The organism is Wenjunlia vitaminophila DSM 41686 (assembly GCF_000380165.1).
In the GTDB taxonomy this organism is placed as follows: Bacteria; Actinomycetota; Actinomycetes; order Streptomycetales; family Streptomycetaceae; genus Wenjunlia; species Wenjunlia vitaminophila.
The window spans coordinates 1-15550 of record NZ_KB904702.1 but is presented as its reverse complement, the minus strand read 5'-3'; the positions used below and the strand labels follow the sequence as shown (position 1 = coordinate 15550).

Below are 15550 nucleotides of genomic sequence, written 5' to 3'. Positions count from 1 at the left end.
TACACGATCGGCATATCAGGACGCGCCCTAGAGATTTAATTCGGAATTGTCCTGATTTGACGTACAGTCCCATCCATGCCCACGCCACACGGGTCCCGAGGCGGCATGGCGTTCAGCGCGGATGAGCTGCGCGTGGTCCGGCGTGCCCTCGCAGAGGCCCTTCACCCGACAACGACACCCGCGACCACCGACGCCACACCGGACCAGTCCCCGGCCCTGGCCGACCCGGCCTGGGCCGAGGCCGTCCAGGAGTACGTCCGTCTCGCCGAGGCCGTGGAGGAGGCGGCGCGCGAGGGCGGCAGGATGCGCAGGTTCGCCCTGGCGGACCTGCACCGCTACCGGACCGCGCTGCCCGGGTCGGCGGGCGGCTACCTCGAACGACTCACCGAGGCGCTGCACGGTGGCTACGTGCCCACGCCGGCGGACCTGTCGGCGTTGCGTTCGCTGCGCGCCCTGCCCTGTGGCTCGGAGGAACGGGCCCGAAGGACGGATCTGCTGAGGCGCTGTCACCAACTCGCCGAACTCAGGGGGCGGAGCGAGACGCCCACCGTCCCGCGGCGCGCCCCCGTGCCGGCCGCGCCGACGCTCGGCGGACTCGGCCGGGGCAGGGCGATCGACGTGCTCCTCCGCGCCTCCCCCCACGAGGCCCTGCGAGGAGCGGCGGAACCCGGCCAGCCGGGCGAGCCGGCCACCCCCGAGCCGGCCACCTCCGAGCCCGCCGCCCCGAAGCCGAAGCCGAAGCCGAAGCCCGGTCCGCCCCAGCCCGGCCCCCGGGAGCCGGCCGCCCCCCAGCCGGAACCGACCCCGTCCCCGGAGCCCGCTCCGGCCCAGGAACCCGCGCAGCGCGGTCGGCGGCGGACCCCGACCCCGGCCGAGATCTGGCCGCCCCGCCGCCAACCACCGCCCCGGGAACCCGAACGGGAACGCGAACCCGACCGGGAGCGCGACCGGGAGGGGGACGACCGACTGGCCCCGGGCCGCGGCCCGGCCACCCGCCTCGGCCGCGCCCACCCGTCGCCCGCCCACCCGTCGCCCGACCGCCTGGAACTGGCCACCGGCTGATCGGCTCGGTCCGGTGCGGGGAGCCGTGCGAGGAACTGCTTTTCGCTGGGGATCCCGGCCTCGTTACCCTGGTCCCGTGACAGAGCAGAACACCGTCCCCGCGCCCGACAACCTCCCCGAGCAGTTGCGGATCCGGCGCGAGAAGCTGGACCGGCTGCGCGCGGCCGGGGTCGATCCCTACCCGGTCGGCTTCCCGCGCACCACCACGCTTGCGGATCTGCGGGCCAAGCACACCGACCTCGTCCCCGACACCGCCACCGGTGAACGGGTGGGCGTCACCGGTCGGGTCGTGCTGAGCCGGACCGGCGGGAAACTCTGCTTCGCCACGCTGCGGGACGGCACCGGCGACCTCCAGGTCATGCTCTCCCTGGACAAGCTCGGCGAGCAGCGGCTGGCCGACTGGAAGCGCGACATCGACCTCGGCGACCACGTGGGCGTCGAGGGCGAGGTGATCACCTCCCGGAGGGGCGAGCTGTCCGTCCTCGTGGACCGCTGGGAGCTCACGGCCAAGTGCCTGCGCCCGCTCCCCGAGAAGCACCGGGGCCTGACCGACCCGGAGGCGCGGGTCCGGCAGCGTTACGTCGACCTGATCGTGAACCCGGAGGCCCGGGAGATGCTGCACCTGCGCAGCAGGGTGCTGCGCTCGCTGCGCCGGACCTACGAGGAGCGCGGCTTCGTCGAGGTCGAGACGCCGATGCTCCAGCCGATCCACGGCGGGGCCAACGCCCGTCCCTTCGTCACCCACATCAACGCCTACGACATCGACCTGTACCTGCGGATCGCCACCGAGCTGTACCTGAAGCGCCTGATGGTGGGCGGCACCGAGAAGGTCTTCGAGATCAACCGCAACTTCCGGAACGAGGGCGCGGACGCCACGCACAACCCCGAGTTCTGCGCCCTGGAGTCCTACGAGGCATACGGCGACTACCACACCCAGGCCGAGCTGACCAGGGCGCTGGTGGTCAACGCGGCCCAGGACGCGCTGGGCGGCACGGTGGTCCGCGGCACCGACCACCACGGGAACGTCCAGGAGATCGACCTCGCCGAGCCCTGGCGCGAGGTCACCGTCTACGGGGGCGTCTCCGAACGCCTGGGCGTCGAGGTCACCCCGCAGACCTCGGTGGACGAGCTGCGCAAGCTCGCCGACGCCGCGGGCATCCCGTACGAGCAGCAGTGGGGCCACGGCCAGATCGTGCTGGAGATGGTCGAGCGGCTGCTCGAGGCCAACGCGGTCGAGCCGACGTTCATCAAGGACTACCCGGTCGAGGTCTCCCCGCTCACCCGTGCCCACCGCAGCGTGCCCGGCGTGGCGGAGAAGTGGGACCTGGTCATCTTCGGCACGGAGCTGGCCACGGCCTACTCCGAGCTGATCGACCCGATCGAGCAGCGTGCGCGGCTCACGGCCCAGTCCCTCCTGGCGGCCGGTGGCGACCCCGAGGCGATGCAGTTGGACGAGGACTTCCTGCGTGCCCTGGAGTACGCCATGCCCCCGACCGGAGGCCTGGGCCTGGGCGTGGACCGGCTGATCATGCTGCTCACCAACAAGAACATCCGCGAGACCGTGCTGTTCCCGCTCGTCAAGCCCGAAGGAGTGTGAAGCCGTGGACTACATCGCCGCGCTGGTGCCTCCCGCGGTGATGGCTGTCGCCTTCACCATGGTGATCCGCACCATCATCAAGAGTCAGGGCGGTGCCAACAAGGCCAAGGAGGACGCGGCGGCCGACGCCGTCGCCGCCTCGGAGCGCGCCGCCCAGCACTGACCCGGGGCCTCCAGACCGTCCACGCCGTGGCCGCTCCTCTCTCCCCGAGGTGCGGCCCCGGCCGGCCCTGGGGCCTTCCGTGCCCCCTTCCGTGCCTCCTCCGGGCCCTGGCCCCTTTCGCCCCAACGGCCACCGAGGGCCGCCTGCACGGCCCGTACGGGCCCACCCACGCGGGCCGCCGGCACCAGCCCCCTGAACCGCGTCCAGGGCCCCGCGTGCCGCGCCGCCCGGGCGCCACGAGAGCCCGGGGGTCCCGCACGTCGTGCCGTTCGGGCCCCCGTCCCGGCACCCCCGTCCCGGCACTCCCGTCCCGCACTCCGCGCCGCGGTGTTCCGGACACGCGGCGGAGCAGTGGCCATCCTCTCCGGCTTTTGTCATCATTCAGCGGGAAAACGACGTATTCCGTGCATTTGGTGCCCAAAGAATTCGCCGGGGAGATGGGTCGCTGAGGCGGTGCGGAGATGCGGGCGCGGAGATGGAAGGAGGCGATCCGTATGCCGCGGCGGCTGGGCGAGCTGGAGGACGCGGTGATGACCCGGGTATGGCAGTGGAACCGACCGGTTACTGTTCGTGAAGTTCTCGAAGATCTACAACGCGGCCGAAGCATCGCCTACACCACCGTGATGACGGTAATGGACAACCTCCATCGCAAGGGCTGGCTGCGCCGGGAACGTGAAGGGCGCGCCTATCGGTATGAGGCGGTTTCCACCCGCGAGGCTTACGCCGCGGCCCTGATGAACGACGCCTGGTCAACCAGTGACAACCCGGCCGCGGCCCTCGTCCACTTCTTCGGGATGATGTCCCCGGAACAGCTCGAGGCGTTGCGGGACGCATTGCGAGTTGTGCCCGTGGCAGACCCCCCTCGGGCGCCCGATGCCACCTCTAGTGCGCATCCCACCGAACTCCAGGGCCGGTCAGAGCGATAGCGTCGCTCCATGGAAATCACCATCCGGCGAGCCAGGACCAGCGATGTGCCGGCTGTGCGCCGCCTCGTTGACCGCTACTCCGCCGAGCACATCCTGCTGGACAAGCCCACGGTCACGCTTTACGAGGACGTCCAGGAGTTCTGGGTCGCGGAACGCGACGAGGACGGTGAGGTCATCGGCTGTGGGGCCCTGCACGTGATGTGGCAGGACCTTGCCGAGGTGCGCACCCTTGCGGTCGATCGCACGTATCGCGGCCAGCGGGTCGGTCACCGGCTACTGGAGAAGCTGTTGCAGACCGCCCGCTGGCTCGGCGTTCGGCGCATTTTCTGTCTGACCTTCGAAGTTGAGTTCTTCTCCAAGCACGGCTTCGTGGAGATCGGCGAGACCCCCGTGGACGGGGATGTGTACTCCGAGCTGCTGCGTTCCTATGACGAGGGCGTAGCGGAGTTCCTGGACCTCGAACGGGTGAAGCCGAACACCTTGGGCAACAGTCGGATGCTACTCCAGCTCTGAGGCGTCTGGCGAGAGTGTGGTGCGGAACTGCCCTTCCCGGCGGCGGAACTGCCCCTTGCCGGGAGCGGGTATGTCCCCCTTGCTCCCGTCGATCGAGCCCAGGGGTTTGAGTTTTCTCGCGAAAGGCGGTTTCCTTTTCCCAGGTAATCCGTTTTGGAGGAAAGGGAAGCCGGTGGCACAGAAGGTTCAGGTCCTTCTAGTCGACGACCTCGACGGCGGCGAGGCGGACGAGACCGTGACGTTCGCCCTCGATGGAGTTTCGTACGAGATTGATCTGGCGTCGGACAACGCGGACAAGCTGCGCAAGCTGCTGAGCCCCTACGTGGAGAGCGGACGCAAGACCGGCGGTCGCGCCGGTCGTGGTCGGGGCCGCGGCGGGCGTGCTGGCTCGGGCGGCGGGACCAGCCAGGACACGGCGAAGATCCGGGCCTGGGCGAAGGACAACGGTTTCGAGGTGAACGACAGGGGCCGCGTTCCGGCCACCATCCGCACGGCCTACGAAAAGGCGCACGCCTGATCAGACCTCCCCGGCGGGGGAGGAACAGCAAGGAGGCACGGACGCAGTAGGTCCGCTCGTCCGCGGCCGGGTCACCCCGATCCCGAGCCACGGTGGCCACCGTGGCGGGTGGGTGGGAACAGTCGGGACCGGTGGCACGCGTTGGCGATCGCCGCCACCAGGCGCGTCAGGTCGGGGGACCCGACGCCCCGCACCCCTGACAGACCCACCGCGGGCAGGACGTCCTCAGCGCCGGGCCAGGGAGGTCGCACCCACACCGGCAGTGGCCGGCGGGCGACGCTCCGACGGGCCCGGAACGGGGGGACGGGGTAGTGACGTGTCGCATCGTGCGGGGTCGGCGCGGGCATGCGCCCGCCCGCCCCGCACGCGCCCAGATCCAGGGAGACACCGCCCCAGTCGAGCCATTCCAGCAGTCCGGGCAGCTCCTCGGCGCTCGACGGGGCCACCAGGAACCACACGCGCCCCTCGCCCGTGGCGACCGGCCCGGTCTCGTTCCGGCCCAGGCGGTGGAGCACGGCGAGCCCGGCGCCCAGCGGGACGTGCAGGGTGTCGAAGCGCACACCGGTCACCAGGTCAACGGTGTGGTTCCCGCTCCCGTCCGTCGTTCGAAGGGAAACCGGCCACCCCAGCAGGTCCCGGTACCAGGCGGCGAGCGGCTCCAGCCCCGGTAGGACCGGCCGCACGGATTCGGTAGTCGTTGCTTCCGTCGCTGTTGTCATACCGTGGGAAACGCGCCCCTCCCACCGGAGTAACGGAATGTGAAGCTCCGCTACCGTGGGTGGAGTGGCCCCGGGTGTCGGGATTAGCGACCTGAAGCGCGATGGGGCGCTCGTTGTTCGCCGACAGCGGATACGTCCTGTTCACTCCGCATGGTTGGCCACGCTTGACGGGTAAGAGACGGTAAGCAGTCGGCGCATCGGGAAGGGCGTTCGCCACGGGCGTACTACAAACAAGTGCATCTGTCTGGCCTGCGGGAACATCGTCTCGGAGGATCGGGTTGGAGCTGTTGTCGGCTGTCGCGGGCGCAAGCCCCCGGGCAGGGAGTCGACGGTTGAAGTGAGCGGTCCCTTCCCCGGGACTAGCATGCGGAAGGACAGGGAGGGGACCGTCCCCGATCTGCCCGACCGCTCTGAGGAGCGATAAACGATGTTCGAGAGGTTCACCGACCGCGCGCGGCGGGTTGTCGTCCTGGCTCAGGAAGAGGCCCGGATGCTCAACCACAACTACATCGGTACTGAGCACATCCTCCTGGGCCTTATCCACGAGGGTGAGGGTGTCGCTGCGAAGGCCCTGGAGAGCCTCGGGATTTCGCTCGAGGCGGTCCGCCAGCAGGTGGAGGAGATCATCGGACAGGGCCAGCAGGCGCCGTCCGGTCACATCCCCTTCACTCCCCGTGCCAAGAAGGTGCTGGAGCTGTCCCTGCGTGAGGCGCTTCAGCTCGGTCACAACTACATCGGCACCGAGCACATCCTGCTCGGCCTGATTCGCGAGGGCGAGGGCGTTGCCGCCCAGGTCCTGGTGAAGCTGGGCGCCGATCTCAACCGGGTGCGGCAGCAGGTCATCCAGTTGCTCTCCGGATACCAGGGCAAGGAAGCCGCCACTGCGGGCGGACCGGCCGAGGGCACGCCCTCGACCTCTCTTGTGCTGGACCAGTTCGGCCGCAATCTGACGCAGGCCGCTCGGGAATCCAAGCTCGACCCGGTGATCGGGCGCGAGAAGGAGATCGAGCGGGTTATGCAGGTCCTGTCCCGCCGGACCAAGAACAACCCGGTGCTCATCGGTGAGCCCGGTGTCGGTAAGACCGCCGTGGTGGAGGGTCTGGCCCAGGCCATTGTCAAGGGCGAGGTGCCGGAAACCCTTAAGGACAAGCAGCTCTACACACTGGATCTGGGTGCTCTCGTTGCCGGGTCCCGTTACCGCGGTGACTTCGAGGAGCGCCTGAAGAAGGTACTCAAGGAGATCCGCACCCGCGGCGACATCATTCTGTTCATCGACGAGCTGCACACCCTGGTGGGTGCGGGTGCCGCCGAGGGCGCGATCGACGCCGCCAGCATTCTCAAGCCGATGCTGGCCCGCGGTGAGCTCCAGACCATCGGCGCCACCACGCTGGACGAGTACCGCAAGCACCTGGAGAAGGACGCCGCGCTCGAGCGCCGTTTCCAGCCCATCCAGGTCGCCGAGCCGTCGCTCTCGCACACCATCGAGATCCTCAAGGGTCTCCGGGACCGGTACGAGGCGCACCACCGCGTCTCCATCACCGACGCCGCCCTGGTGGCCGCGGCCCAGCTCGCCGACCGCTACATCTCCGACCGCTTCCTCCCCGACAAGGCCATCGACCTCATCGACGAGGCCGGCTCCCGGATGCGCATCCGCCGGATGACCGCTCCGCCGGACCTCCGCGAGTTCGACGAGAAGATCGCCGACGTGCGCCGGGAGAAGGAGTCGGCCATCGACTCCCAGGACTTCGAGAAGGCAGCCTCCCTCCGGGACAAGGAGAAGCAGCTGCTCGCCGCGAAGGCCAAGCGGGAGAAGGAGTGGAAGGCCGGCGACATGGACGTCGTCGCCGAGGTGGACGACGAGCTGATCGCCGAGGTACTGGCCACCGCGACCGGTATCCCCGTGTTCAAGCTCACCGAGGAGGAGTCCTCGCGCCTGCTCCGCATGGAGGACGAGCTCCACAAGCGGGTCATCGGGCAGAAGGACGCCATCAAGGCGCTGTCCCAGGCCATCCGCCGCACCAGGGCCGGCCTGAAGGACCCCAAGCGTCCAGGCGGATCGTTCATCTTCGCCGGTCCGTCCGGTGTCGGGAAGACCGAGCTGTCCAAGACCCTCGCCGAGTTCCTGTTCGGTGACGAGGACGCGCTCATCCAGCTCGACATGTCGGAGTTCTCGGAGAAGCACACGGTCTCCCGGCTGTTCGGCTCCCCGCCCGGCTACGTCGGCTACGAGGAGGGCGGCCAGCTCACCGAGAAGGTGCGGCGCAAGCCGTTCTCGGTCGTGCTGTTCGACGAGGTCGAGAAGGCCCACCCGGACATCTTCAACTCCCTGTTGCAGATCCTGGAGGACGGTCGGCTGACCGACTCCCAGGGCCGGGTCGTGGACTTCAAGAACACGGTCATCATCATGACCACCAACCTCGGCACCCGGGACATCTCCAAGGGCTTCAACCTCGGCTTCGCCGCCACCGGCGACGTCCGCACCGGCTACGAGCGGATGAAGTCCAAGGTCAGCGAGGAACTCAAGCAGCACTTCCGGCCCGAGTTCCTCAACCGTGTGGACGACATCGTGGTGTTCCACCAGCTCTCCGAGGACGACATCGTGCGGATCGTCGACCTCATGGCGGCGAAGGTGGACGAGCGGCTCAAGGACCGCGACATGGGTCTGGAGCTGCGCCCCGAGGCCAAGCGGCTGCTCGCCAAGCACGGCTACGACCCGGTGCTGGGTGCCCGGCCACTGCGCCGCACCATCCAGCGGGAGATCGAGGACCAGCTCTCGGAGAAGATCCTCTTCGGCGAGCTGCGCCCCGGCCACATCGTGGTCGTGGACGTCGAGGGTGAGGGCGAGAACGCCAAGTTCACCTTCACCGGCGAGGAGAAGGCGGCGCTTCCGGACGCTCCTCCGGTCGAGGCCGCGGACTCCGGTCCCAACCTCTCCAAGGAGTAGTGCACGGCTGGCATGACGAGGCCCCGGCCCGCCCCACCGACGGTGGAGGCGGGCCGGGGCCTCGTTGGTGGTGCGCTCACGAGCCGAGAGCGATGATCTCCGCGTTGGGGAAGAAGGGGGCGTAACGGGATGCGGTGTCGTCGTGGACGGGGTCGATGACCGTCAACGACTGGATGCCGGGGAACTGGTCGGCCACGGTGTCGAGCAGGTTTTCGCTGATGTACAGCGTTGCGAGGTTCGGCAGGGCGGCCAGTTCGGCCCAGTCGGCGGGCGTCAGAGTGCCGGCGCACTGCAAGGCGATCTCTCTGAGGCTGCGCCAGTTGCTCAGTCCACGGAGCCCGTGTACGGGCAGTCGGCCGTTGAGGTAGGCCAGGTCAATCAGCGGCGCGTTCCGGGGGAGCAGCGTGTTCAGATCCGCGGCCTCGGGAGGTGAGCCAATGGTCAGGCGGGTGAGCTGATTGAGTGACAGCAGCACCGACAGCGAGGGCCTGGGGGCGTTGTACACCCCCAGGTCGGTCACCCGCGAATCCACCAGGGGCGTGAGGTCCCGGGTGTTCGGGCACTCCAACAGGACCAGTTCCTTGAGCTGAGGGAACGCGTTGATCCAGGACAGGTCGTCCAGCGACTCGTTATGGAGCAGGTGCAGCGAGACGAGGCGGCTGGAATCCAGGTTGTCCGTCAGCTCGGCGGCGGTGAAGTCGCCGCGGAGCTGGACCCACGGGCGTCCCCCGAGTCGCCGCAGCGCGTGCAGTTCCTCACGGGACCGCACCACGAAGAAGAGGGCGTCCTCGTCCAGGTGGGCGATCACCTCCTCCGCGTAGCGGTCGGTGTCATAGCGGTGCCAGCCCCAGACGAGCTGGGCGCGCACCTCCAGCGACGGGTGGGACCGGAACCGGCTGATCAGCGGGATGGCGGCGTCCGAGGCCACCTGTGTCGCGGCGACGACCACGCAGCGCGCCTCCTCGTCGGTGAGGCCCTCGGGGCCGGGGAGCAGGTCCAGCACCACCGTTCCCGCCTCGGCCAGCACCCGGGCCTGCTCGTTGTCCCGGGGCGGGACCAGGGCCGCGGCCCGCCGTTCCACCTCCTCGCGGACGGCCGGGTCGAGCTCCGTGGCGTGTTCCAGGCAGGCCGTCGCCAGCAGGTGCAGCCGGGCGCGGTGAGACTTCACCCGGTCTCCCCTGGCGACCAGCTTGCGCAGCAGGCGGGCCCGCTCGTCCGGCCGGGCGTGGGCCACGGCCATGCGGATGACGTCCTCCCACTGGTCGTCGTGGGCGTTGCGGACCATCAGGTCGAAGTCGCGGGCCTCCACCGCCGCCTTGGCGCCCAGGTAGTCCTGGAAGGTGCGGTGCACGAAGTCCACCGTGTCCTCGGTCGGCTGGCGGAGCAGTCCGCTGCGGACCAGCAGGTGGCGCAGGATCGCCGGTGCGTCGCCCTGTTCGGAGACGGCCGGCATCGAGGGCAGGGCGTCGGCGATCAGCTCCACCGCCAGGTCACGCTCCAGCTCCACCTGGCCGTTGCGGATCAGCCAGTAGGCGAGCCGTTGCAGCAACTGCACCTGGGCCGCCTCGGACAGCCAGATCCCGTCGGGCTGGCCGACGTCCCGTTCCGTGTCGCGGCGGTCGAGCAGCAGCGAAAGCGCCGCGTCGTAGAGCTCCTTGCGCCCCCGGGGCAGGTGGGCGCGCCGGTCGCGGTGCAGGGCGCAGACCAGGGCGCACATCAGCGGGTTGGTGGCGAGGCGGGACAGGTCGTGCTTGCGGTGCAGGGCGTCCAGCAGGGTGTTCTGGAAGCCGTCGAGGCGTTGGCGTTCGTCCTGGTCGTCGGTGGTGGCGCGGGCGGCGCGGTGCCAGCGCTCGACGAAGGTGCTGACCTCGGGGCGGTTCATCGGGGTGAGGGTGAGCTCGTGGAACCCGGCGTCGGCGAGCCAGCCGTCGGCGATCGCCGATGGGCGGGAGGTCGCCATCCAGAGGTTGTCGGGGAACGCGGTGATCAGGTCGCGGAGCCAACCCCGGGTGCGTTCGCGCTCCCGTTCGGGGATCTCGTCGAACCCGTCTACGAGCAGCAGGGCCCGGCCCGCGGTCAGCACCCGGTCCGCCCAGCCGGTGGGCTGCGCCGAGTGCAGGGGGTTGCCGGTGGAACGGAGCAGCTCGTCCGGCGCGGGGAGCTCCCCGCGCCGGACGACGGTGCGCAGTGGCAGCACGAACGGGACGGTGCCGAGCAGGTGCGGCAGGCAGGTGGTGACGTCCTGGCGGGCGGCGGACACGGCGAGCCACTGCACCAGGGTGGTCTTCCCGGAGCCGGCGACGCCCCGCAGCAGCACCCGGCGCTGCCCGGCGAGTGCCTGGTCGGCGCGTCGCGGACCCTGGGGGGTCTGGGACATCCGCAGGGGGTCGTGCGGCGTGTCCCCGCCGGTGGGCACCGCCTCCAGGCTCAGGTACGCCGAGTCCAGCGGCCAGTCGGCGCGGGAGGACCGCAGGTCGAGGCCGACGATGGTGAGCTTGCCGTATTTCTCCGCCACATAGCGGCGGTAGCGGTCCTCGAACGCCGCGTCCCCCACGGACTGCTCGGGTATCCGGTCGAGGAGCAGGTCGAGCTTGCAGACGGTCTCCTCCAGGGCGCGGCTGTGGTCCAGTAGCGTCCGCGCGACGAAGGTGGACCGCTGGGTGAAGAAGTGCAGGACGTGCAGGCAGCTCAGTTCGAGGAGCTCCCGGTACGCGGCGCTGGCGTCCGCGGACAGGCTGCGTTCCACCTCGGGAACGTGCTGGCGCAGTTGGCGGGCGAACGACCGGTGGCCCAGGCGGACCGCCTGGGCGTCGTCCATGGTGATCTCCCCCAGGGCGAGCAGGGTGGTGGTGAGCGCCTCGACCAGCGCGCCCTCCTCGTCGGGCGGGATCGTGCGCTCGTGCGGTGGCGTCGAGGCGACCGCCCGCCGAACCAGTTCGGTGACCAGCCGGCGGACGTCCTTCTCGGTGAGGGTGCGCTTCTCCCCGCGCCAGGCCACCAGGCCCGCTATCCGGACCGGACGTTCGACGAGGTCCGCCCCCCGGCCCGGCCGGGCGAAGAGCTTGCGGACCAGGGGTGCGGCCACGGCCGAGGTCAGCCGAACGGTGACGCCGAGACTGCCTGGTTCCACCACGTTCCTCCGGATCTCCCCGTGGTCATGTGACCTGACAAGGAACCAGGTTAGGAGGAACGCAGGGGTCGGGGGCGCACACCGGTGAGGACCGGTGTCGTCGGTCCGTGGGCGCGGCCGGGCGCCGGCGTCAGGGCCCGTCGCCAAGGTGCTGGAGGATCCAGTCGCCGGAGAGCCGGGCGACCTCCTCCAGGGCGCCCGGCTCCTCGAAGAGGTGCGAGGCGTCGGGGACGATCTCCAGTCGCTGTTCCTCGGCGGCGAGGCGCTCCATGGCCTCACGGTTGAGGTCGATGACGATGGTGTCGTCGCCACCCACGATCAGCAGGGTGGGCTGGTGCACCAGGGGGAGGGAGTCGCCGGCGAGGTCGGGGCGCCCGCCGCGGGAGACCACGGTGCGCACCGTCTCGGGGCGCCTGGCCGCCGCCACCAGGGCCGCGGCGGCACCGGTGCTGGCCCCGAACAGGGCGATGCCGCGGCTGGCGGCGGGTTCGTTGTCCACCAACCAGTCGGTGAGGATGGCGACCCGCTCGGCGAGCAGGTCGATGTCGAACCGCAGCGCCCCGGTGGTGGTGTCCACCTGCTCCTCGTCCGCGGTGAGCAGGTCCGCGAGGACGGTGGCGATGCCCAGGTTGTTCAGGGCGCTGGCGACGTAGCGGTTGCGGGGGCTCATCCGGCTGCTGCCGCTGCCGTGGGCGAACAGCACGGCTCCCGGGGCGTTCCGCGGCACCACCATGTCGGCGTCGAGGACGGCGTTGGGTGCGGAGACGCGGATGCTCTGCTGAAGCGAGGTCATGATCGGTCCCTCGGTGCCTGGGGCGGTCGGCTAGACGGTGGAGGGGTAGGTCTCGGGGACCTCGCCGCGTTCCCAACTGGCGCTTCGCTCCAGGGGTTCCACCGCGTGGGTCTCGTCGATGTGGATCAGGGCGTCGAACTGGTCGGCCACCCTGGCGTGGAAGTAGTGGCTCTCCCGTTCGGTGCGCGGTCGGTAGATGACGCCGATGCCCCGCTGGAGACGGGAGGCGCGCAGCACCTCGGCACACCGTGGCGTGGACGGGAAGGGCAGCCAGAACTCGTCCCGGCCCACCTCGTGCAGCAACTGCTCAACGCTGTTGTCGAGTGCCGGCCTGATCCTCCTGCGTTCGGCCGGGTCGCCCCAGTTCTCTGCGGCGGTCACCGTGCCGGTGTAGGTGCTCAGTCCGATGATCCGACAGTCGCCGGGGAACCACTCACGGACCAACTGGCCGAGGTTGAGCTCACCGTTGGTCGCGGCCTCGGTGGCCCGGGCGTCGCCGAGGTGCGAGTTGTGGGCCCAGACGACGACCTTCGGTGGCCGGCCGGGGCGTGTGCGCCCCAGGTGTTCGACGAGGGACCTGAGGGTGTCCGCCATGTGCCGGTCACGGAGGTTCCATGTGGATGCATCCGTGCTGAACATGTTCTGGTAGTACTCTGCCGCGTCATGGACGGTGCGGGCGTTCTGCTCGGCGTCGAAGAACTCGTCCTCGGCGATCAGCCCGTCCCGGTGGGCGTATTCCTGCGCGTGGTGCCGCAGGTCCACGAGTTCGTCGATGATCTCGCGCTCGCACGAGTCGCCGGCGCCGAAGGCGGCGCGGAAGCCGTACGCCTGGGCGCCGCCCTCACCGGCGTTGTGGTGGTCCAGGCAGGCATAACGCTCCCTGGCGCGGGCCGCGGCATCCGGATCGATCCGGTCCAGGTACCCGATGACCTCGTCGATGGACCGGTAGAGGCTGTACAGGTCGAGCCCGTAGAAGCCGACCCTGGCCCGAGCGCCGTCGGCCTGGTCCTGGTTGACCCGGTCGTTGTGCTCCCGCAGCCAGTCGACGAACTCCAGCACGGTCACGTTCCGCCACATCCAGGCGGGGAAGCGTTCGAAGCCGCGCAGTGCCTCCTCGGCGGTACCGGCCTCACCCTGCCCCTGCACGTAGCGGTTGACCCGGTAGGCGTCCGGCCAGTCCCCCTCCACGGCCACGGCGCCGAACCCCTTCTCCTCGATCAGACGCCGGGTGATCTGGGCACGGGCCGAGTAGAACTCGTGGGTTCCGTGCGACGCCTCGCCGATCAGCACCAGGTGGGCGTCCCCGACCAGGTCGAAGAGCGCCTCGTCGGAGGGAACCCCGTTACGGACCGGCATCGCCTCGTCACGAATCGCGGCATGCGCAACGGAGGGCGCCGAGGTCGGTGTTGCCGGAGTGACCGAAGTGGTCTGGGTCGCGCTCGGAGACGGTGGGGTTGGCGTGGCGTGGGGTGCTGGCCGTTCGTATGGGGGTGGCGTGGGCACCGGCCGGTCCGATGATCGTGCGGTCACCGCTTCCCGAAGCAAGTTCCGCACCTCGTCGTCGGTCGTCTGGGCGAAGTCCCAGTACGAGGCGCCGACGGCGATGAACGGGGACGGGGTGGTGGCGCACACCACCTCGTCGGCGATCCGGCTCAGGGCGTCGCAGGCCGAGTCGGGGGCGGCCGGCACGGCAACGACCGTGCGGGAGGGGCGCGAGCGGCTCACGGCCTTCAGGGCGGCGCGCATGCTGGCGCCCGTGGCCAGGCCGTCGTCCACCAGGAGCACGGTGCGGCCGGTCAGCTCGGGCACGGGGCGGCCCTCGCGGTACAGCCGCTCCCTGCGCAGCAGTTCCTCACCCTCCCGCTGGGCCACCTGCTCGATGACGTCCGCGGAGATGCCCAGGCCACGGATCAGGTCCTCGTTGAGCACCACGCCGCCACCGCTCGCGATGGCGCCCATGGCGAGCTCCTCCTGCCCGGGCACGCCCAGCTTCCGGACGAGGAACACGTCCAGGGGGACGTGCAGTGCCATCCCCACCTCGTACGCCACCGGGACTCCGCCGCGCGCCAGACCCAGGACGATGACGTCAGGGTCGTCGCGGTAGCGCCCCAGCAGGCCCGCAAGGACCTGGCCCGCCTCGGTGCGGTCGCGGAACACACGCTCTGCCATCTGCATCTCCTCCGTCGCGGAGGTGTGGGATGTCGGGCTACTCACCAGGCTCCATCAATCCGGAAGATCTCGCCAACGAAGCGGTGACGGGGGCCGTCCCCGCCCGTGGTGGGTGAGGTGTGTCACGGGGCTGCTGGGTGGTCCTACCGGGAATAGGGGCGGGGCGTGTGGGGGTGGTGGTGGGGCGGGTGGAGTGGGCGTATTCCGTGCGGTTGTTCCACGATGCGGGGTCGTATGTGGGGCTCTTGGCCGGGGTGGGAGCCACCGTCTACAAAGGTGGAGGCGCTGCGGCCTATGTGCCGAGTTGCCGCTTTCCCTCCGGTATGAACCGGTCCCCCATGTGTAGCTGAGGTGCTCGTTCCTTATGCGCAAGACCTTCGAGACGGCCCGTGCCGCGGTGTCCCACCGGACCCGCGCGGCCCTGTCCCCCCGCACCCGCGTGCGCGCCATCGCGGTCACCGCGTGCGTCGCAGCGAGCGCGACCGCCGTCCCGCTGGCTCTGACCACGGCTGACAACGCCGCCGCCGCCCCCACCGGCGCGGGACAGCGGATCACGCAGACCACCGACCAGGCCGGCACCCACACCGGCACAAACGGCGACCACACCGCCACCCACCGCACGACCCCGGCGAAGAAGTCGGCCACCGACACCGCCAAGCCCGCCAACCAGGCCGCCACGACGGACACTGCCGCCAAGGCTGCGCAGAACCACAGGGCGGCGCAGGCCGCTGCCAAGACCGCGCAGGCCAAGCAGGCCCAGGTCAAGCAGGCCGCGCAGGTGAAGAAGGCGGCGCAGGTGAAGAAGGCTGCCGCTTCGCGTGGTGAGCACGGCAACCCGGTGAACGGTTGGGTCAAGCCGGTGGATGACTACACGCTGTCCGCGAGCTATGCGCAGGCTGGTGCGCGTTGGGCGCACAAGCACTCCGGTCAGGACTTCGCGGTGCCCACCGGCACCCCGGTCCACGCCGCCCACGCCGGTACCGTCGTGGAGGCCGGTTGGGGTGGGGCCTACGGCAA

At 70.2% G+C, this 15550-nt stretch carries 12 protein-coding genes; 8 read left to right on the top strand and 4 right to left on the bottom strand.

The genetic code is table 11. The features are described 5' to 3' along the window. Positions 1 to 75 precede the first annotated feature (75 nt). The 6 genes from A3IG_RS30865 to A3IG_RS0122210 all read left to right on the top strand — a co-directional run bounded on the left by A3IG_RS30865 (position 76) and on the right by A3IG_RS0122210 (position 4778). Positions 76 to 1062 (top strand): hypothetical protein, encoded by a 987-nt coding sequence (locus tag A3IG_RS30865; protein WP_236719153.1) that lies wholly within the window; start codon positions 76 to 78, stop codon positions 1060 to 1062. A 76-nt stretch (positions 1063 to 1138) separates the two neighbouring features. Then, positions 1139 to 2659: a bifunctional lysylphosphatidylglycerol synthetase/lysine--tRNA ligase LysX gene (lysX, locus tag A3IG_RS0122230; protein WP_018385797.1), complete on the top strand. Its 1521-nt coding sequence runs from the start codon at positions 1139 to 1141 to the stop codon at positions 2657 to 2659. Between the two features lie 4 nt (positions 2660 to 2663). Continuing rightward, positions 2664 to 2822, top strand: a complete 159-nt coding sequence (locus A3IG_RS34645) for a hypothetical protein (RefSeq protein WP_018385796.1) — start codon at positions 2664 to 2666, stop codon at positions 2820 to 2822. Between the two features lie 494 nt (positions 2823 to 3316). Continuing rightward, on the top strand, positions 3317 to 3748 hold the full coding sequence (locus A3IG_RS0122220; RefSeq protein ID WP_018385795.1) for a BlaI/MecI/CopY family transcriptional regulator: 432 nt from the start codon (positions 3317 to 3319) through the stop codon (positions 3746 to 3748). 9 nt (positions 3749 to 3757) lie between these two features. Beyond that, entirely contained in the window at positions 3758 to 4261 is a 504-nt protein-coding gene (locus tag A3IG_RS0122215) for an amino-acid N-acetyltransferase (protein ID WP_078500845.1), read from the top strand. 172 nt (positions 4262 to 4433) lie between these two features. Beyond that, entirely contained in the window at positions 4434 to 4778 is a 345-nt protein-coding gene (locus A3IG_RS0122210) for a histone-like nucleoid-structuring protein Lsr2 (RefSeq protein WP_018385793.1), read from the top strand. A gap of 71 nt (positions 4779 to 4849) precedes the next feature. Here the strand turns inward: A3IG_RS0122210 and A3IG_RS30860 are convergent, their stop codons facing one another. Further along, positions 4850 to 5497 (bottom strand): SCO3374 family protein, encoded by a 648-nt coding sequence (locus A3IG_RS30860; RefSeq protein ID WP_236719151.1) that lies wholly within the window; start codon positions 5495 to 5497, stop codon positions 4850 to 4852. A 427-nt stretch (positions 5498 to 5924) separates the two neighbouring features. On the opposite strand from A3IG_RS30860, the gene A3IG_RS0122200 reads away from it, so the two are divergent. Next, the gene (locus tag A3IG_RS0122200; protein WP_018385791.1) at positions 5925 to 8441 is read left to right on the top strand and encodes an ATP-dependent Clp protease ATP-binding subunit; all 2517 of its coding nucleotides are present in this window, start codon (positions 5925 to 5927) and stop codon (positions 8439 to 8441) included. A gap of 76 nt (positions 8442 to 8517) precedes the next feature. On the opposite strand, the gene A3IG_RS35765 is transcribed toward A3IG_RS0122200, so the two are convergent. The 3 genes from A3IG_RS35765 to A3IG_RS0122185 form a co-directional block, all read right to left on the bottom strand. After that, on the bottom strand, positions 8518 to 11571 hold the full coding sequence (locus tag A3IG_RS35765; RefSeq protein WP_018385790.1) for an NACHT domain-containing protein: 3054 nt from the start codon (positions 11569 to 11571) through the stop codon (positions 8518 to 8520). 130 nt (positions 11572 to 11701) lie between these two features. After that, positions 11702 to 12364: a dienelactone hydrolase family protein gene (locus tag A3IG_RS0122190; RefSeq protein ID WP_018385789.1), complete on the bottom strand. Its 663-nt coding sequence runs from the start codon at positions 12362 to 12364 to the stop codon at positions 11702 to 11704. Positions 12365 to 12394: 30 nt separating this feature from the next. Continuing rightward, the gene (locus tag A3IG_RS0122185; protein ID WP_018385788.1) at positions 12395 to 14533 is read right to left on the bottom strand and encodes an erythromycin esterase family protein; all 2139 of its coding nucleotides are present in this window, start codon (positions 14531 to 14533) and stop codon (positions 12395 to 12397) included. A 364-nt stretch (positions 14534 to 14897) separates the two neighbouring features. Between A3IG_RS0122185 and A3IG_RS30855 the strand changes: the two genes are divergently transcribed. After that, positions 14898 to 15550: M23 family metallopeptidase (locus A3IG_RS30855; RefSeq protein WP_018385787.1), on the top strand; the 653-nt coding region annotated here is incomplete at its 3' end.